Origin of the sequence: Janthinobacterium sp. PSPC3-1 (assembly GCF_049896105.1) — a bacterium.
Lineage (GTDB): Bacteria > Pseudomonadota > Gammaproteobacteria > Burkholderiales > Burkholderiaceae_D > Janthinobacterium.
This window is the reverse complement of the sequence record NZ_JAFCTQ010000011.1, coordinates 13,040-30,925: the sequence shown is the minus strand read 5'-3', so window position 1 is coordinate 30,925 and position 17,886 is coordinate 13,040. Positions and strand designations below refer to the sequence as shown.

General features: G+C 59.9%; 15 protein-coding genes and 4 tRNA genes. 16 read left to right on the top strand and 3 right to left on the bottom strand.

Annotation, left to right across the window (positions count from 1 at the left end; translation table 11 throughout):
* Positions 1-3 precede the first annotated feature (3 nt).
* From ttcA to ACP7B7_RS13670, 3 genes are read right to left on the bottom strand one after another with little or no spacing between them, the layout of a single operon-like run.
* On the bottom strand, positions 4-966 hold the full coding sequence (gene ttcA / locus ACP7B7_RS13680; protein ID WP_308923497.1) for a tRNA 2-thiocytidine(32) synthetase TtcA: 963 nt from the start codon (positions 964-966) through the stop codon (positions 4-6).
* Positions 963-1,361 carry a dihydroneopterin aldolase gene (locus ACP7B7_RS13675; RefSeq protein WP_308923498.1) on the bottom strand — a complete coding sequence of 133 codons (399 nt, stop codon included), beginning with the start codon at positions 1,359-1,361 and terminating at the stop codon, positions 963-965. Before ACP7B7_RS13675 ends, ttcA begins: the two co-directional genes overlap by 4 nt.
* A gap of 53 nt (positions 1,362-1,414) precedes the next feature.
* On the bottom strand, positions 1,415-2,203 hold the full coding sequence (locus tag ACP7B7_RS13670; RefSeq protein ID WP_426077014.1) for an SDR family oxidoreductase: 789 nt from the start codon (positions 2,201-2,203) through the stop codon (positions 1,415-1,417).
* A gap of 78 nt (positions 2,204-2,281) precedes the next feature.
* On the opposite strand from ACP7B7_RS13670, the gene ACP7B7_RS13665 reads away from it, so the two are divergent.
* The 16 genes from ACP7B7_RS13665 to rpoB all read left to right on the top strand — a co-directional run bounded on the left by ACP7B7_RS13665 (position 2,282) and on the right by rpoB (position 17,871).
* Entirely contained in the window at positions 2,282-3,433 is a 1,152-nt protein-coding gene (locus tag ACP7B7_RS13665; protein ID WP_426077013.1) for a class I SAM-dependent methyltransferase, read from the top strand.
* 135 nt (positions 3,434-3,568) lie between these two features.
* Entirely contained in the window at positions 3,569-4,651 is a 1,083-nt protein-coding gene (locus tag ACP7B7_RS13660) for a J domain-containing protein (protein ID WP_426077012.1), read from the top strand.
* A gap of 65 nt (positions 4,652-4,716) precedes the next feature.
* Positions 4,717-6,309 carry a DUF3369 domain-containing protein gene (locus ACP7B7_RS13655; protein WP_426077010.1) on the top strand — a complete coding sequence of 531 codons (1,593 nt, stop codon included), beginning with the start codon at positions 4,717-4,719 and terminating at the stop codon, positions 6,307-6,309.
* 16 nt (positions 6,310-6,325) lie between these two features.
* Complete coding sequence (locus ACP7B7_RS13650) at positions 6,326-7,972, top strand: response regulator (RefSeq protein ID WP_308925639.1); 1,647 nt, start codon at positions 6,326-6,328, stop codon at positions 7,970-7,972.
* A 212-nt stretch (positions 7,973-8,184) separates the two neighbouring features.
* A tRNA-Tyr gene (locus ACP7B7_RS13645) sits at positions 8,185-8,268 on the top strand.
* Positions 8,269-8,320: 52 nt separating this feature from the next.
* Positions 8,321-8,394, top strand: a tRNA-Gly gene (locus ACP7B7_RS13640).
* A 43-nt stretch (positions 8,395-8,437) separates the two neighbouring features.
* Positions 8,438-8,512, top strand: a tRNA-Thr gene (locus ACP7B7_RS13635).
* An 88-nt stretch (positions 8,513-8,600) separates the two neighbouring features.
* Positions 8,601-9,791: an elongation factor Tu gene (gene tuf / locus ACP7B7_RS13630; protein WP_065310157.1), complete on the top strand. Its 1,191-nt coding sequence runs from the start codon at positions 8,601-8,603 to the stop codon at positions 9,789-9,791.
* 66 nt (positions 9,792-9,857) lie between these two features.
* Positions 9,858-9,933 (top strand) — tRNA-Trp (locus ACP7B7_RS13625).
* Positions 9,934-9,965: 32 nt separating this feature from the next.
* Positions 9,966-10,349: a preprotein translocase subunit SecE gene (secE, locus tag ACP7B7_RS13620; RefSeq protein WP_065310327.1), complete on the top strand. Its 384-nt coding sequence runs from the start codon at positions 9,966-9,968 to the stop codon at positions 10,347-10,349.
* On the top strand, positions 10,349-10,969 hold the full coding sequence (gene nusG / locus ACP7B7_RS13615) for a transcription termination/antitermination protein NusG (RefSeq protein WP_094442924.1): 621 nt from the start codon (positions 10,349-10,351) through the stop codon (positions 10,967-10,969). Before secE ends, nusG begins: the two co-directional genes overlap by 1 nt.
* A gap of 116 nt (positions 10,970-11,085) precedes the next feature.
* Positions 11,086-11,520: a 50S ribosomal protein L11 gene (gene rplK / locus ACP7B7_RS13610; RefSeq protein WP_034753131.1), complete on the top strand. Its 435-nt coding sequence runs from the start codon at positions 11,086-11,088 to the stop codon at positions 11,518-11,520.
* Entirely contained in the window at positions 11,520-12,215 is a 696-nt protein-coding gene (gene rplA / locus ACP7B7_RS13605; protein ID WP_065310183.1) for a 50S ribosomal protein L1, read from the top strand. Before rplK ends, rplA begins: the two co-directional genes overlap by 1 nt.
* Positions 12,216-12,532: 317 nt before the next feature.
* A complete protein-coding gene (gene rplJ, locus ACP7B7_RS13600; RefSeq protein WP_029496119.1) occupies positions 12,533-13,075 on the top strand; it encodes a 50S ribosomal protein L10 in 543 nt (180 codons plus the stop codon).
* Between the two features lie 67 nt (positions 13,076-13,142).
* Positions 13,143-13,514 (top strand): 50S ribosomal protein L7/L12, encoded by a 372-nt coding sequence (gene rplL, locus ACP7B7_RS13595; RefSeq protein ID WP_010394320.1) that lies wholly within the window; start codon positions 13,143-13,145, stop codon positions 13,512-13,514.
* 250 nt (positions 13,515-13,764) lie between these two features.
* A complete protein-coding gene (gene rpoB / locus ACP7B7_RS13590; RefSeq protein WP_308923502.1) occupies positions 13,765-17,871 on the top strand; it encodes a DNA-directed RNA polymerase subunit beta in 4,107 nt (1,368 codons plus the stop codon).
* Positions 17,872-17,886 lie beyond the last annotated feature (15 nt).

The window sequence follows — 17,886 nt, the reverse complement described above, 5'->3', positions numbered from 1 at the left end:
GCCTCACACCGCCTGCAGCGGTATGGTCGCGCCAAACGTGGTCGGCGTCGAACACGGTTCCTCATCGAACGCGATATCGCCCATCGGATTGGCCAGGCCGTCCGCTTTCAGGTCGGTAAAGCCGAACAGCTTGCCATCCATCAGGTGCGACGGCGCCACGTTCGACATGGCCGAGAAGATGCTTTCCACGCGGCCCGGGAATTTCTTGTCCCAGTCGCGCATCATGGCCTTGATCTGCTTGCGCTGCAGGTTTTCCTGCGAGCCGCACAGGTCGCATGGAATAATGGGGAAACCTTTCACTTCGGCATAGCGCTCGGTGTCTTCTTCCTTTACGTAGGCCATCGGACGGATCACCATGTGCTTGCCGTCGTCGGACACCAGCTTGGCCGGCATGCCTTTCAGTTTTCCGCCGAAGAACATATTCAGGAAAAAAGTTTCCAGGATATCGTCGCGGTGGTGGCCCAGCGCGATCTTGGTCGCGCCCAGTTCGTCGGCCACACGGTACAGGATGCCGCGGCGCAGGCGCGAGCACAGCGAGCAGGTGGTCTTGCCTTCCGGGATCAGCCGCTTGACGATGCTGTAGGTATCCTGGTTTTCAATATGGAAGGCCACGCCCAGTTCCGTCAGGTACGCTGGCAAAATTTCTGGCGGGAAGTTCGGCTGCTTCTGGTCCAGGTTGACCACCACGATATCGAAGTGGATCGGCGCCCGTTCGCGCAGGGTCATCAGGATGTCGAGCAGGGCGTAGCTGTCCTTGCCGCCGGACAGGCACACCATCACCTTGTCGCCTTCTTCGATCATGTTGAAGTCGCCGATCGCCTGCCCCACCAGACGGCACAGGCGCTTGTGCAGCTTGTTGTTTTCCAGGGCGATCTTTTCCGCCTTCTTGCGCGCCAGTTTCTGCGCTTCGATATTGGCCGGGATTTCCACCGCCGTCGTCGTCACTTCCATGATTGCCTCGCTCATGCCGCATCCTTGATCTGGAATACTTCCACGCCCACGCCTTCGCAGTCCGGATACACGTCCGGTTTCATCGACGACACGCGCGCGGCGCGCACGCGCGGGTGCGCCAGCATGGCGGCCAGCACATCGTCGACCAGGGTTTCCTGCAGCTGCACATGGCCTTGCGCCATGCGTTTGGCGATGGTGTCACGCATGAAGTCGTAGTCGACCACTTCGTCCAGTTGATCGTCTTTCGGCGTCGACTGGGCCAGCGGAATATACAGGTCGACATTGATCAGGACGCGCTGCTCGCCCTTTTTCTCGAAGTCGTACACGCCGATATTGATCAGCACTTCGTAATTGCGCAGGAACAGGCGCCGGCAATCGGCCAGGCGGGGGTGGTACAGGGCGGATGACATGGTTTTACCTTTTCGTGTTGCTCTATAGAGGAGTGTTCGGTGCGGCTGCTGATTTATTTGGCCAGGAACATGACGTCGCGCGGCAAGCCGATCAGGTGCTGGCCACCATCGACCAGCAAGGTGGTGCCGGTCAGCGCGTGTGCGCCGGCCACGTAGCAGACGGCATCGGCCACGTCCTGCGGCGTGCTGGAGCGCCCCAGCGGGGTGTTTTCATGCGCCTTGACGAAGTTCGCTACACTTTGATCGCCGGACACCATGGTGATGCCGGGAGCAATGCCGACCACGCGCACTGTCGGCGCCAGCGCCTGGGCCAGCATGGTGGTCGCCGACAGCAGCGCGGCCTTGGACAAGGTGTACGACAAAAAATCAGGATTGAGATTGTACAGTTTTTGGTCCAGCAAGTTGATCACCACGGCTTGCCCGCCTGCCGGCGTGGCCTGGTACAGCGCCTGCGCCAGCAGCACGGGCGCGGCCAGGTTGGCGTGCATATGGGCGTCCAGGGCGGTAAAGGAAAAATCGCCGGCATTGTCGTATTCAAACAACGAAGCGTTATTCACCACGCAAGTAATGCGGCCCAGCTGCTGCTGCGCCTGCGGCAATAACTGGCGTACCTGGGCCTCCTGCGCCAGGTCGCACTGGAAGGCATGGGCGCGCCGGCCCAAAGCGAGCAGCTCGTCGACCAGGCTCAGGGCGTCGTCGCGCGAATCGCGGTAGTGCACGGCGATATCCCAGCCGTCGCGCGCCAGGCCCAGCGCGATGGCGCGGCCGATGCGGCGCGCCGCGCCCGTGACCAGGGCGACCTTGGATGTGCTGTGTGCTTTGTCAGTTGAATAATGGTTCATGTACTTTTATGCGTGTGGTGAGGGTGGCGGGCAGGCCATTACTGGCGGCATGCGCCGCCGATTCGCTACAATGCGGGAATGTCCCTACCCGAACCCGATAGCGACGCGCTGGCCGCGTCCCATGCCTTGCAGCACCTGATCGCCGCCGAGATCGCGCGGCACGATGGCGCCATTCCGTTTGCCCGTTTCATGGAGCTGGCGCTGTATGCGCCCGATCTTGGCTATTACAGCGGCGGTGCCGCCAAGCTGGGCGAACATGGCGATTTTACAACCGCACCGGAAATATCGCCGCTGTTCGGCGCCACCCTGGCCCATGTGGCAGCCGCTATTATGGCGCAAACGGCCCCCCGCATCCTGGAATTTGGCGCCGGCACCGGCAAGCTGGCGTTCGATATCCTGACCGAGGCGGCCAGCGCCGGCATCCATGTAGAACAGTATGCGATCGTCGAATTGTCGGGCGAATTGCGCGCGCGCCAGGAAGCAGCCCTGGCCGCGTTTCCACAGGTGGTGTGGCTGGACGGCTTTCCGGACAGTTTCGAAGGCGCCGTGTTCGGCAATGAGGTGCTCGACGCCATGCCTGTCAGTTTGATCAGCAAGACCCCCAGCGGCTGGTGCGAACTCGATGTCGGCATCGCCGATGGCCGCTTTGTGTATGTGGAACGCGCCGCCGGCGGCGAGGTGGCCGCGCAGATCGCCGCGCAAGTGCCCGAGGCCGACCAGCTGCCGGTCGGCTATGTGACGGAAATCCACGGCGTGGCCTGCGGCTTCATGCGCTCGCTGGCGCGCATGCTGACGGCGGGCCGCGGCGGCGCCGCGGTTCTGTTCGACTATGGTTTTCCGGCCCACGAGTATTACCTGGGCCTGCGCGCCACCGGCACCCTGATGTGCCACTACCGCCACCATGCGCATGCCGACCCGTTTTATTTGCCCGGCCTGCAGGACATCACGGCCCATGTCGACTTCACGGCCATGGCGCTGGCCGCCCAGGAGGCGGGGCTGGAGGTGCTGGCGTACATGAACCAGGCATCGTTCCTGCTCGGTGCCGGCATCGGCGACCTGCTGATGCGCAGCGACCCGGAACAGGCGAAAACCTTTTTGCCGCAATCGATCGCGCTGCAAAAGCTGGTCTCGCCGGCCGAAATGGGCGAATTGTTCAAGGTACTGGCGGTGGGCCATGGCGTGACATTGCCGGACGCCCTGTTGTCGGCGGACCGCAGCCACCGCCTGTGATCAAGTGTCGCGTGGCCGGCCGTGTATTTTCGCCGCCGGCCATGGTTCATCTTGTCAAATCGTATATGATGATCGATACCGCCTGGCTGCCGCCGGCAAACACCCGTCGCCGCGTACGGATTTCAAGATAGAACGATGGGAAAGATACATACACACTATGACAACCTGAAAGTGGCGCGCCTGGCGCCGCAGGAAGTCATACGTGCCGCGTACAAGGCCCTGAGCCAGAAATACCATCCCGACAAGAATCCCGGCGACGAGAAGGCGGCCCGCATCATGGCCATCCTCAACAGCGCCTACGGCACCCTGTCCGACCCGCTGCGCCGCAAGGAGCACGACGAGTGGATCGCGGCCGAGGAATGGGAAATCGAATGGCTGGAAAGCACCCACCGCGAAGACGGCAAGGAAGAAGGAAAACGCAAGGACGGCCGCGCGCATGCGCCACAGCAGGAGCATGGCTGGGCGCAGGACGTGCCGCCGTCCAGGCCCAGGCGGCCCGCCACCCCGCTATGGCGCAACTGGCGCTGGTGGCTGAGCCTGGTTGTCTGCCTGCTGCTGGGCTGGCTGGGCGCCCTGCTGGTGCAGGGCAGCGCGCCCGAGGTGCCGGCCGCGCTGGCCTCGGCCTGGAATGGCCTGGCGCGCGATGGCGTCAAGCCGGATGCCGCCGCGGGTCACGAGCCTGACGCCAAGGCCAAGGCCGACTCCAAGGCGGAGGCGGTGGCCATCGACAGCTGGGCGGTGGGCAAGCCCTATGCGCCCGAACCGGCCCAGCCGAAGATGCCGGAAATCAAAGTGCTGGCCGTGTCGCAGCTGATCCTGAAGGCGGGCCTGCCCGCCTGCGATGGCGGCGCGCAGGCGCTGGTGGCGCCGAATGGCGAGCCATGGCCGCTGCAGTCCGGCTATGTGAGCGGTTTTGCCATCAGCAACAAGGGCGAGGACCTGTCCATCATCCTGGACAACAGCGCCAATGCCACACCGGTATTCGTCAAGCTGTTCGACCTGGAACGGCGCGCCAATGTGCGCTATCTGTACCTGCTGGCGCATGACAAGCTGACCGTCGAGCAACTGGCGAGCGGCAAGTACGAGGTGCGCTACCAGGCGGTCGAGCCGGGCAGCGAAGGCTGTGGCGGCAAAAGCAGCGGCAGCGTGGCCACGCCGCCGGCCAGCCCGCCACGGGCGCAGGAAGAGACGCAGAATCCTGTTGTAAGCAGCATCTAATCTGATTATCCTTGACAGGCATCAAGCAGCGGCGTTTCTTGCGTATTTAATCCTTAGGAGTATCCATGACCGACCTCACAGCCGATGCAGACGACAACTGGCTGCTCGACGAGGATGAGCCAGTGGCCGCCCCGACGGGAGCGGCGGCGCCTGACCAGCGCCTGTGGCGCGTCCTGATCGTTGACGATGACGTCGATGTGCATGCGGTCACGCGGCTGGCGCTGCGCAATGTCAATTTCAAGGGCCGCGAGCTGGAGCTGTTTTCCGCCTACAGCGGCCGCGAAGCGTTCGATATCCTGCGCGATACGCCCGATATCGCGCTGGTGCTGCTCGACGTGGTGATGGAAACCGACGATGCGGGCCTGATCCTGGCCAAGCGCATCCGCGCCGAACTGAACAATCATATCGTGCGGGTGGTGCTGCGCACCGGCCAGCCGGGCCAGGCGCCCGAGCAGCGCGTGATCGTCGAATACGACATCAACGACTACAAGGCGAAGACCGAGCTGACCACGCAAAAGCTGTTTACCACCGTTATTTCGGCCCTGCGCGCGTATGAAAGCCTGATGATGCTCGAGCGCAGCCGCATCGGCCTGGGCAAGATCCTGGCCGGCGCCACCAATCTGTACCAGATCCATTCCCTGCGTGAATTCGCCTCCGGCGTGCTGAACCAGGTCAGCGCCATCCTCGACGTGGGCGCCGACGGCGTGTTGTGCCTGATGCAGGGCGGCGCCGGCCAGCCCGAGGTGGTGGCCGCCACCGGCAGCTACGCGGCGCTGGCCGAATCAAACGCGATGCCGCCCGGGCACGCCCTGACGGCGGCCATCGACAAGGCGTTTGCGGAAAAGCGCAGCCAGTTCGAGCATCCGGCCAATGTGCTGTTCATCCATACGGAAAGCCAGCGCGAGCTGGCCATTTCGATTACGCCGCCGTGGCCGCTGGCGCCGATCCAGCGCGACTTGCTGGAAGTGTTTTGCGAGCGCATCGCCGCCGCCTTCGACAATCTGTACATGTTCGGCCAGTTGCGCAAGGCCCAGGAAGCGACCGTGGTGGCGCTGGCCGACCTGGCCGAATTTCGCGACAGCGACACCGGCGGCCATGTGCGGCGGGTGCAGCAGCTGACCGACGCCATCGCCCAGCGCCTGAAGCTGCGCGGCGTCTACCTTGACGAGCTGACGCCGCAACTGCTCGACATGATCGGCCTGGCCAGCATCCTGCACGACGTCGGCAAGGTAGCCACGCCGGACGCGGTGCTGTTGAAACCGGGCCTGCACACGGAGCAGGAAAGGGCGCAGATGCAGCTGCACGCCAGCGTCGGGCGCACCATCCTCGAGCGGGCCGCGAATATGGTCGACGGCGTCAGCTACCTGACCTATGGCGCGCAGATCGCCGGCGGTCACCATGAGCATTTCGACGGCGCCGGCTATCCGAACGGCCTGAAGGGGCGCGCGATCCCGCTGGCCGCGCGCATCGTGGCGGTGGTCGACGTGTTCGACGCCCTGCTGCATGAGCGGCCCTACAAGGAGCCGTGGCCGTATCCGCAGGTGCGTGAGTATATCGAACAGAGGAGCGGCAGCCAGTTCGATCCGGAAGTGGTGGCCGCGCTGCTCGACCTGATCGACAACCAACCGCAGCTATGGCATCCGGAGCACGCCGCCTGATGCCGCCGTGCGCGACATGAAGGACTTCAAGGGGCTGTCGGCCCTGATCATCGAGCCGCATGGCGGCATGCGCTCGAGCCTGCACAATATGCTCAATCTGTGCGGCCTGGCCAAGATCGACGACGCCGCCAGTTCCAGCCAGGCGATCCGCATGCTGGGCAACCGCAGCTACGACCTGATCCTGTGCGAATACGACCTCGAAGGCGGGCAGGACGGCCAGCAGATGCTGGAAGACCTGCGCCACCACCGCCTGATCCACGCCTCGACCATGTTTTTCATGGTCACCGGCGAAGGCAGCTTTGCCAAGGTGGTCAGCGCGGTCGAGCTGCTGCCGACCGACTACATTCTGAAACCGTTCACGGCCGACAACATGTTGGAACGCATCGCGCGCGCCGTCGACAAGCGCGCCGCCTTCATGCCGGTGCACGAGCTGATCGATGTGGGCAACGAGCGCGGCGCGATTGCCGCCTGCGGCGAAGGGGCCAGCCTGTATCCGCGCTACGCCACCGATTTCCTGCGCCTGCGCGCGGAACTGCACCTGCTGCTGGGCGAGGCGGCCGAGGCCGAGCCCATCTATGCTTCGCTGTATGAAGCCAAGGCGATCGGCTGGGCCCGCCTGGGCCAGGCCAAGACGCAGTTCCTGCAGGGCGATTACCCGGCCGCGCAGGCGATGCTGGAAGAACTGCTGGACAACAACAAGCGTTTTCTCGACGCCTATGACTGGCTGGCGCGCACGCACCAGGCGCAAGGCCACCAGCAGGCGGCGCAAAACGCGCTGGCCGACGCGGTGGCCCTGTCGCCGCACGCGGTGCGCCGCCTGCGCCGCCTGGGTGAGGCCGCGCTGGCGGCCGACGACGTCGACATGGCGGAAAAGGTGCTGAAACTGGTGGTCGGCAAGGCCAAGTATTCGGAATTCCGCGATCCGGAAGACCATGTGCGCCTGGTGCAGACCCTGGTGCGCAAGAACGATCCGCTGCAGGCCGGCGCCGTGATCCGCGAGCTGGACCGCACCATGGGCGGCCAGCCGAACACGGAGCTGTGCAGCGCCCTGTGCAGCGCCATGCTGCATGGCCAGACCGGCAACCAGGTGCGCCTGCAGGAATCGCTGGACGCGGCGCTGGCCGCCAACCGCCACAGCGGCGGCGCCTCGAACGCGGTCAAGACGGAGCTGGCGCGCTACTGCCTGGCCCATGGGCGCGAGGATGGCGCGGCCGAGGTGATGCGCGAGGTGATGCGCAATGCCCCCGACAGCGCGGCCATGACGCGCGCGATGGCCGTGTTCGAGCAAAGCGGCCGCGACGAACTGGCCAAGGCGCTGGCGCGCCAAAGCCGCCAGGAAGTGGCCGATATGGTGGCCGCCGGTGCGGCCAAGGCGGGGCAGGGCGACTTCCGCGGCGCCGTCGAGCTGATGAGCGAGGCCGTCACGCGCCTGCCCGACAATCCGCAAGTGGTGTTCAACGCCGCCGTGGCGGTGCTGAAATGCCTGGAGCATGAAGGCTGGGATGAGCGCCTGGGCCAGCAGGTATTGAGCCTGATCGCCGGCGTGCGCCGGCTCGACCCGCGCAACCCCAAATTGCCGGTGCTGTCGGGCCTGCACCAGCAGTTGCTGCGCAAGTACAAGCCGGGCGGCGCTGCCTGGATGCACCCGCCTGACGCCCGTTGAACCGGGTGCTGGCACGGGAAAATGCGGGGTGCAAGCAGGGGGCACAAAAAAAATGCAAAAATTTTTCGCCAACCCTTGCACATTATTAATTTTGGGGCTTATAATCACGCCCCGAAGCAGCCAACTTCTTCTTTATAAGCAAATGCAGCAGCAAGCGATGCGAAACAAGGTTGACAGTTGTGAGTAGATGCTTCATACTCTGCGGTTCCCGCGGAGGGGTGGCCGAGTGGTTAAAGGCGACAGACTGTAAATCTGTTCTTTCGAGTACGCTGGTTCGAATCCAGCCCCCTCCACCAAGTTTTTGCAAGAAAACTGGGTAAGCAAGTGAAGATAAGTGAACGATACCTCGCGGGTGTAGCTCAATGGTAGAGCAGAAGCCTTCCAAGCTTACGACGAGGGTTCGATTCCCTTCACCCGCTCCAGTTCCCGTTCAGATGCTTTATGCATCCATGCAGCAAAATTACAGCCCTTGTAGCTCAGTGGTAGAGCACTCCCTTGGTAAGGGAGAGGCCACGTGTTCGATCCACGTCAAGGGCACCAGAATTCGCAGCAGGCAACACAGAAGCAATTCAAACCAGACCGTCGGGCGTGTGCCTGAGCAATCTAATCAAATCATTAGGAGTTCAAAATGGCAAAAGGTAAATTCGAACGGACCAAGCCGCACGTCAACGTCGGCACCATCGGCCACGTCGACCACGGTAAAACCACGCTGACCGCTGCAATCGCAACGGTTCTGTCGAAGAAATTCGGCGGCGAAGCCAAAGCATACGACCAGATCGATGCGGCTCCAGAAGAAAAAGCACGCGGCATTACCATCAACACCGCCCACGTCGAGTACGAAACGGCTTCGCGTCACTACGCGCACGTTGACTGCCCAGGCCACGCCGATTACATCAAGAACATGATTACCGGTGCAGCCCAGATGGACGGCGCGATCCTGGTGTGCTCGGCAGCTGACGGCCCGATGCCACAGACCCGCGAACACATCCTGCTGGCCCGCCAAGTTGGCGTTCCATACATCATCGTGTTCCTGAACAAGTGCGACCTGGTCGACGACGCAGAACTGCTGGAACTGGTCGAAATGGAAGTGCGCGAGCTGTTGTCGAAATATGAATTCCCAGGCGACGACGTGCCTATCATCAAAGGTTCGGCCCGTATGGCGCTGGAAGGCAAAGAAGGCGAAATGGGCGTTGACGCAGTGCTGCGTCTGGCCGATGCCCTCGATTCCTATATCCCTACCCCAGAGCGCGCTGTTGACGGTGCTTTCCTGATGCCAGTGGAAGACGTGTTCTCGATCTCGGGTCGCGGTACCGTGGTGACCGGTCGTATCGAGCGCGGCATCATCAAGGTCGGCGAAGAGATCGAAATCGTCGGCATCATCGATACCGTCAAAACGACTTGCACCGGCGTGGAAATGTTCCGCAAACTGCTGGACCAGGGTCAGGCAGGCGACAACGTTGGTCTGCTGCTGCGCGGCACCAAGCGTGAAGACGTGCAACGTGGTCAAGTTCTGGCAAAACCAGGCTCGATCAAGCCGCACAACCACTTCACCGGCGAGATCTATGTCCTGTCGAAAGACGAAGGCGGCCGTCACACGCCATTCTTCAACAACTATCGTCCACAGTTCTACTTCCGTACGACGGACGTGACCGGTTCGATCGAGTTGCCGGCAGACAAAGAAATGGTCATGCCAGGCGATAACGTGTCGATCACCGTCAAGCTGATCAACCCGATCGCGATGGAAGAAGGCCTGCGCTTCGCTATCCGCGAAGGTGGCCGTACTGTTGGCGCCGGCGTGGTTGCAAAAATTCTCGCATAAGGAAACGTTATGCTTCCACTCGGGGTGTCTCGGGTGGTAGAATAGCACTCCACAAAAGTTTTACGTAGGGACGTAGCTCAATTGGCAGAGCGTCGGTCTCCAAAACCGAAGGTTGGGGGTTCGATGCCCTCCGTCCCTGCCACCGTCAAGGTGCAGGGCACCGAAAGTAGAAAAATGTCAAATCAATCCGTGCAAACCGTTAGCACGTCGAGTGACAAGATAAAAGTCGCGCTGGCAGTAGTGGCTGCGATTGCAGGAGTAGTCGGGTTTTATTACCTGGCAGGCCAACCAGCTCTGGTGCGTGCAAGCGCGCTTGTGGCTGGTTTGGTTATTGCTGTTGCGCTCTTGTATGTCTCGACGACCGGCCGTGAATTCCTGAATTTCGCCAAAGAAGCCGTACGCGAGACCAAGAAAGTCGTTTGGCCTACCCGCAAAGAAGCCACGCAGATCACCGCGATCGTGTTTGCCTTTGTGCTGGTCATGGCGATTTTCCTGTGGGGCACGGATAAATTGCTTGAGTTTTTGCTGTATGACATAATTCTTGGTTGGAAAAAATAATGAGCGAAAATGTGCAAGATGACGCGGCACCCGCAGCTGGCGACGTTCCGGCAACGGAATCTGGCGCAGCGCTGAGCGTACCGGTCAGCAGCAAACGCTGGTACGTCGTGCATGCTTATTCCGGCATGGAAAAAAGCGTCATGCGTGCACTGACCGAGCGCATCGAACGCGCCGGCATGCAAGACCAGTTCGGCCAGATCCTGGTGCCGATCGAAGAAGTGGTTGAAGTCAAGAATGGTGTGAAGTCGGTCACCGAACGTCGTTTCTACCCTGGCTATGTGCTGGTGGAAATGGAAATGACGGACGAAAGCTGGCACCTGGTCAAGAACACCAGCAAGGTTACCGGTTTCATCGGTGGCAAATCGAACAAGCCGACGCCGATTTCCGCGCGCGAGATCGATGCCATCATGCGCCAGATGCAGGAAGGTGTTGAAAAACCCCGTCCGAAAACCTTGTACGAAGTGGGCGAGCAAGTCCGCATCAAGGATGGTCCGTTCACCGATTTCAACGGCAACGTCGAAGAAGTCAACTACGAGAAATCGAAAGTGCGCGTGTCGGTCACCATCTTCGGCCGCGCCACCCCGGTGGAGCTCGAATTCGGCCAGGTCGAAAAAGTTTAAGTCTGTATCAAGCGCCACCAGGAGCGTCGCAAGAGTTACTGCGAAATCCGGTCAGAGGAGCCCCGCCAGGGTAGGATCGGCGGGGCGCTACTACTCAATCCAAGATAGGAGCCATCATGGCAAAGAAAATCATTGGTTTTATCAAGCTGCAAGTGCCAGCTGGTAAAGCAAACCCATCCCCACCAATCGGTCCAGCTCTGGGTCAACGTGGTCTGAACATCATGGAATTCTGCAAGGCCTTCAATGCACAGACCCAAGGTCTGGAGCCAGGCATGCCGATTCCAGTCGTGATCACCGCATTTGCTGACAAGTCCTTCACCTTCGTGATGAAGACGCCACCAGCAACCTATCTGATCAAAAAAGCTGCAGCGATCACCAAAGGTTCGCCGAAGCCACATACCGACAAAGTCGGTACGCTGACCCGCGCACAAGCTGAAGAAATCGCTAAATTGAAAACCCCTGATCTGACCGCTGCCGACATGGATGCTGCCGTACGCACCATCGCTGGTTCCGCACGTTCGATTGGTATCACGGTGGAAGGTGTTGTATAATGGCTAAGTTATCCAAACGTATCAAGGCTTTCAAAGCCAAAGTTGACCGTACCAAAGCGTACGAGTTCGACAACGCTGTCGCGCTGATCAAAGAGTGCGCAACCGCCAAGTTCAATGAATCGATCGACGTATCGGTACAACTGGGTGTTGATCCTAAGAAATCCGACCAGGTTGTGCGCGGCTCCGTCGTGCTGCCAGCTGGCACCGGCAAGACCGTACGCGTGGCTGTCTTCGCGTCGGGCGAAAAAGCGGAAGCGGCCAAAGCTGCTGGCGCCGACATCGTTGGTATGGAAGACCTGGCCGAGCAGATCAAAGCCGGCGACATGCCTTTCGACATCGTCATCGCTTCGCCAGATACCATGCGTATCGTTGGTACCCTGGGTCAGATCCTGGGCCCACGCGGCCTGATGCCTAACCCGAAGGTTGGCACTGTTACTCCTGACGTCGCTACCGCCGTGAAAAACGCGAAAGCCGGTCAAGTTCAGTACCGTACCGACAAATCCGGTATCATCCACGCTACCATCGGCCGTAAATCGTTCGCTGACGCAGATCTGAAATCGAATCTGGTCGCACTGATCGACGCGCTGAACAAAGCCAAGCCAGCATCGAGCAAAGGCGTGTACCTGCGCAAGGTTTCGCTGTCGTCGACCATGGGCGCTGGCGTCCGTGTTGACCAGGCCAGCCTGGCAGCTTAAGTAAAGAATCAAGTCCCGCGCGCCTTCGGGCGCTGCGGGCGCATCTTTGGGCTGTCGGCATGGTGTTACACCGTGCCGGCAGACAATCAAAGACCGTTGGGCCGACTGCGATCACACATGCAGAAGGTTAATAGGCTGGCCGGCAACGGCCAGTGCCCAACGCAGATGGTGTACCCGAACAAGTTTTGTAGTCCTCATGCTGCGTGAATCCATCCGCTCAGTTTAGTACTTCTTGACTTCGGACGCCGTGTTCGAACCGATGCAAGGCGCTCAACCACTCGGTTGTGATCGCTGAACATCATTTAAGGAGGTTGACCGTGAGTCTCAATCTGAATGACAAAAAGGCCGTTGTCGCCGAAGTTTCCGCACAAGTAGCAAATGCGCAAACCATCGTCGTGGCCGAATATCGTGGCATCCAGGTTGGTCACTTGACGCAACTGCGTGCTAAAGCGCGTGCCCAAGGCGTGTACCTGCGTGTGTTGAAAAACACTCTGGCTCGTCGCTCCGTTGAAGGTACCGCATTCGCCAGCCTGGCAGATGCCATGACCGGCCCGTTGATCTACTCGATCTCGGCCGATGCCGTTGCAGCAGCTAAAGTCATCGCTGACTTCGCTAAAACCAACGATAAACTGGTCATCAAAGCAGGTAACTACGCAGGCAAGCCGCTGGATACAGCTGCTGTCACCGCGTTGGCGAGCATTCCTAGCCGTGAAGTCCTCATTTCGCAGTTGTTGGGCGTTATGCTGGCTCCGGTTTCGGGCTTTGCACGTGGTCTGGCTGCCCTGGCAGCGAAAAAAGGCGAAGGCGCCGAAGCTCCTGCAGAAGAAGCAGCAGCAGAAGAAGCCCCAGCAGCCGCTTAATTGCGCGCGCTTTTTTCTCTCAGTACCAATCTGATGTAACTAACGTAATAAATTTAGGAGTTTCAAAATGGCAATTAGCAAAGACGACATCCTGGAAGCAGTTAGCGCCATGTCCGTAATGGACCTGAACGACCTGGTCAAAGCTTTCGAAGAAAAATTCGGCGTATCGGCAGCAGCAATGGCTTCGGCCGGTCCTGCAGCAGGCCCAGCAGCAGCAGCTGAAGAGCAAACCGAATTCAACGTCATCCTGGACAGCTTCGGCGCAAACAAAGTTGGCGTCATTAAAGCAGTTCGCGAAATCACCGGCCTGGGCTTGAAAGAAGCTAAAGACCTGGTCGATGGCGCACCAAAAACTGTGAAAGAAGCAGTGTCGAAAGCTGACGCTGAAGCTGCACAGAAGAAACTGGTAGAAGCCGGCGCAACCGCTTCGATCAAGTAATATCTGTACTGGCGTCAGTTAGCGCCCGAGTCAAAGTCTGAGGTTTCCCCTCGCAAGGGGGGAAATCCGACTTTGGCTCCTTTGTCGTCCGCATCGTATTTGTAGTCGTTGTAAGCCGCAGTTTTTATTCGATTCAAGCCGGAAAGCAGAGCCTTGAGGTTTCGTCTGTGTCACACGCAGCCGCGAATGTTGCAAACGAGCACTTGCAAAACCTGAATTTTCTATCCTTTCTGTCACTCACGGAGTGTCCATGCACTACTCATTTACTGAGAAGAAACGCATTCGCAAATCATTCGCGAAGCGCGCCAACGTTCACCACGTTCCGTTCCTGCTGGCGACCCAGCTCGAGTCTTATCATAGCTTCTTGCAAGAGGACATAGCACCGTCCGGCCGCAAGAACGATGGCCTGCAGTCGGCCTTCACTTCGATTTTCCCCATCGTGTCGCACAATGGTTTTGCGCGCCTCGAATTCTTGTCGTACGTTTTGGGTGATCCTGCCTTTGACGTCAAAGAATGTCAACAACGTGGCCTGACGTTCGCGTCGCCGCTGCGCGCGAAAGTGCGCCTGGTGATCCTGGACAAGGAATCGCCGACCAAGCCGGTCGTCAAGGAAATGAAAGAACAGGAAGTCTACATGGGCGAATTGCCGCTCATGACGACCACCGGTTCGTTCGTTATCAATGGCACCGAGCGCGTCATCGTTTCCCAGCTGCACCGCTCGCCGGGCGTGTTCTTCGAGCACGACCGCGGCAAGACCCACTCGTCGGGCAAGCTGCTGTTCTCCGCGCGTATCATTCCTTACCGCGGTTCGTGGCTGGACTTCGAGTTCGACCCGAAAGACATCCTGTTCTTCCGCGTCGACCGCCGCCGCAAGATGCCAGTGACGATCCTGCTGAAAGCCATCGGCATGTCGCACGAGCAGATCCTGGCGAACTTCTTCGTGTTCGACAACTTCAACCTGCGCTCCGAAGGCGCGGAGATGGAATTCGTCTCCGAGCGTCTGCGCGGCGAAGTGGCGCGTTTCGACATCGTCGACAAGTCGGGCAAGACCCTGGTGCTGAAAGACAAGCGTATCAACGCGAAACACGTGCGTGATATCGAAGCTGCCGGCATCAAGCACATTTCCGTACCGGAAGACTACCTGCTGGGCCGCGTATTGGCGAAGAACATCGTCGATGGCGACACCGGCGAAGTCGTCGCTTCCGCGAACGATGAGCTGACCGAAGACCTGCTGGGCCGCCTGCGCGACGCCAGCATTTCCGAAATCCAGACCTTGTACACCAACGACCTGGACCAGGGCGCCTACATCTCGCAAACCCTGCGTATCGACGACACCGCCGACCAGATGGCTGCGAAAGTGGCGATCTACCGCATGATGCGTCCAGGCGAGCCGCCAACGGAAGATTCGGTCGAAGCGCTGTTCAACGGCCTGTTCTACAACTCGGACCGCTACGACCTGTCGGCCGTGGGCCGCATGAAGTTCAACCGCCGCATTGGCCGCGATGAACTGACCGGCGCCATGACCCTGTCGAACGACGACGTGCTGGCCGTGATCAAGATCCTGGTGGAACTGCGCAATGGCCGCGGCGAAGTCGACGATATCGATCACCTGGGTAACCGCCGCGTACGTTGCGTGGGCGAACTGGCCGAGAATCAATTCCGCGCCGGCCTGGTGCGGGTTGAGCGCGCCGTCAAGGAACGCCTCGGCCAAGCCGAAGCGGACAACCTGATGCCGCACGACCTGATCAACTCGAAGCCGATTTCGGCCGCGATTCGCGAGTTCTTCGGTTCGTCCCAGTTGTCGCAGTTTATGGACCAAACCAATCCTCTGTCGGAAATTACCCACAAGCGCCGCGTATCGGCCCTGGGACCCGGCGGTCTGACACGCGAACGCGCCGGCTTTGAAGTGCGCGACGTGCATCCGACCCACTACGGCCGCGTCTGCCCGATCGAGACACCGGAAGGTCCGAACATTGGTCTGATCAACTCGTTGGCCTTGTATGCCCGCCTGAATGAATATGGCTTCCTGGAAACTCCGTACCGCAAGGTCGAAGGCTCCAAGATCACCGATCAGATCGACTACCTGTCCGCCATCGAAGAAGGCCGCTACATCATCGCTCAGGCGAATGCGACCATCAACGACGCCGGCATGCTGTCCGATGAACTGGTCTCGGCCCGTGAAGCTGGCGAAACCATCCTGGTCTCCCCGGAGCGCATCCAGTACATGGACGTGGCGCCAGGCCAGATCGTGTCCGTCGCTGCCTCGCTGATTCCGTTCCTCGAACACGATGATGCGAACCGTGCATTGATGGGCGCCAACATGCAACGCCAGGCTGTGCCTTGCTTGCGTCCTGAAAAAGCGCTGGTCGGTACCGGTATCGAACGCACCGTTGCGGTCGACTCGGGCACCACCGTGCAAGCGCTGCGTGGCGGTATCGTCGATTACATCGATGCGGGCCGTGTCGTGATTCGCGTCAACGATGAAGAAGCACTGGCTGGTGAAGTCGGCGTCGACATCTACAACCTGATCAAGTACACCCGTTCGAACCAGAACACCAACATCAACCAGCGTCCTATCGTGCAAGTGGGCGACCGTGTTGCCAAGCGCGACGTGATCGCCGACGGCGCATCGACCGACCTGGGTGAATTGGCGCTGGGCCAGAACATGACCGTGGCCTTCATGCCATGGAATGGTCTGAACTTCGAAGATTCGATCCTGATCTCGGAAAACGTCGTCAAGGACGACCGCTACACCTCGATTCACATCGAAGAGTTGTCGGTGGTGGCCCGTGACACGAAACTGGGCGCGGAAGAAATCACGCGCGACATCTCGAACCTGGCTGAAAACCAGCTGGCTCGTCTGGATGAGTCCGGTATCGTCTACATCGGCGCCGAAGTACAAGCCGGTGATACCCTGGTCGGTAAAGTGACGCCAAAAGGCGAAACCCAGCTGACCCCGGAAGAGAAGCTGCTGCGCGCGATTTTCGGCGAAAAAGCCTCGGACGTGAAAGACACCTCGCTGCGCGTGCCTTCGGGCATGATCGGTACCGTGATCGACGTGCAGGTCTTCACCCGTGAAGGCATCGTGCGCGACAAACGCGCCCAGCAGATTATCGATGACGAACTGAAACGCTTCCGTCTGGATCTGAACGACCAGATGCGTATCGTTGAAGGCGATGCCTTCCAGCGTCTGGAAAAAATGCTGATCGGCAAAGTTGTCAACGGCGGCCCTAAAAAGCTGGCCAAAGGCGCCAAGATCACCAAGGAATACCTGGACGATCTGGACAAATACCACTGGTTCGACATCCGCCCGGCGGACGACGATGCGGCGGTAGCGCTCGAAGCGATCAAGGAATCGATCAACGAGAAGCGTCACCAGTTCGATCTGGCCTTCGAAGAGAAGCGCAAGAAGCTGACGCAAGGCGATGAGCTGCAACCAGGCGTGCAAAAAATGGTCAAGGTGTACCTGGCCGTGAAACGCCGCCTGCAGTCGGGCGACAAGATGGCAGGTCGCCACGGTAACAAGGGTGTGGTTTCCCGTATTGTTCCTGTGGAAGACATGCCCTACATGGCCGACGGCACGCCAGCCGACGTGGTGCTGAACCCGCTGGGCGTTCCTTCGCGGATGAACGTTGGTCAGATTCTCGAGACTCACCTGGGCTGGGCTGCCAAGGGTCTGGGTATCCGTATCGGCGAAATGCTGAAGGCGCACACGCAAGCCGAAGAAATGCGCAAGTACCTGACCGTGATCTACAACGAAAACGGCCGCGCTGAAGATCTGGACGCGTTTGACGACGAAGAAATCATGAAGCTGGCGGAAAACCTGAAAAAAGGTGTTCCATTCGCCACCCCAGTGTTCGACGGCGCCAACGAAGAAGAGATCCGCCGCATGCTGGACCTGGCCTACCCTGACGCGATCGCCAAGAACCTCGGCATGACCCCGTCGAAAAACCAGGTGACCATGTATGACGGTCGCACCGGTGAAGCATTCGAGCGCAAGGTCACTGTCGGCGTGATGCACATGCTGAAACTGCATCACCTGGTCGATGACAAGATGCATGCACGTTCGACCGGTCCTTACTCGCTGGTGACGCAACAGCCGCTGGGTGGTAAAGCCCAGTTCGGTGGTCAGCGCTTCGGTGAGATGGAAGTGTGGGCACTGGAAGCGTATGGCGCGTCGTATGTCTTGCAAGAGATGTTGACCGTCAAGTCCGATGACGTGAATGGCCGTACCAAAGTGTACGAGAACCTGGTCAAGGGCGACCACGTGATCGACGCCGGCATGCCGGAATCGTTCAACGTGCTGGTCAAGGAAATCCGTTCGCTGGGTATCGATATCGACCTCGAACGTAACTAAAAGACAGGCTTATTG

Coding starts and splice junctions, on each gene's coding strand:
- ttcA (WP_308923497.1), bottom strand. CDS start 966: ATGAGCGAGGCAATCATGGAAGTGACGACGACGGCGGTGGAAATCCCG.
- ACP7B7_RS13675 (WP_308923498.1), bottom strand. CDS start 1,361: ATGTCATCCGCCCTGTACCACCCCCGCCTGGCCGATTGCCGGCGCCTG.
- ACP7B7_RS13670 (WP_426077014.1), bottom strand. CDS start 2,203: ATGAACCATTATTCAACTGACAAAGCACACAGCACATCCAAGGTCGCC.
- ACP7B7_RS13665 (WP_426077013.1), top strand. CDS start 2,282: ATGTCCCTACCCGAACCCGATAGCGACGCGCTGGCCGCGTCCCATGCC.
- ACP7B7_RS13660 (WP_426077012.1), top strand. CDS start 3,569: ATGGGAAAGATACATACACACTATGACAACCTGAAAGTGGCGCGCCTG.
- ACP7B7_RS13655 (WP_426077010.1), top strand. CDS start 4,717: ATGACCGACCTCACAGCCGATGCAGACGACAACTGGCTGCTCGACGAG.
- ACP7B7_RS13650 (WP_308925639.1), top strand. CDS start 6,326: ATGAAGGACTTCAAGGGGCTGTCGGCCCTGATCATCGAGCCGCATGGC.
- tuf (WP_065310157.1), top strand. CDS start 8,601: ATGGCAAAAGGTAAATTCGAACGGACCAAGCCGCACGTCAACGTCGGC.
- secE (WP_065310327.1), top strand. CDS start 9,966: ATGTCAAATCAATCCGTGCAAACCGTTAGCACGTCGAGTGACAAGATA.
- nusG (WP_094442924.1), top strand. CDS start 10,349: ATGAGCGAAAATGTGCAAGATGACGCGGCACCCGCAGCTGGCGACGTT.
- rplK (WP_034753131.1), top strand. CDS start 11,086: ATGGCAAAGAAAATCATTGGTTTTATCAAGCTGCAAGTGCCAGCTGGT.
- rplA (WP_065310183.1), top strand. CDS start 11,520: ATGGCTAAGTTATCCAAACGTATCAAGGCTTTCAAAGCCAAAGTTGAC.
- rplL (WP_010394320.1), top strand. CDS start 13,143: ATGGCAATTAGCAAAGACGACATCCTGGAAGCAGTTAGCGCCATGTCC.
- rpoB (WP_308923502.1), top strand. CDS start 13,765: ATGCACTACTCATTTACTGAGAAGAAACGCATTCGCAAATCATTCGCG.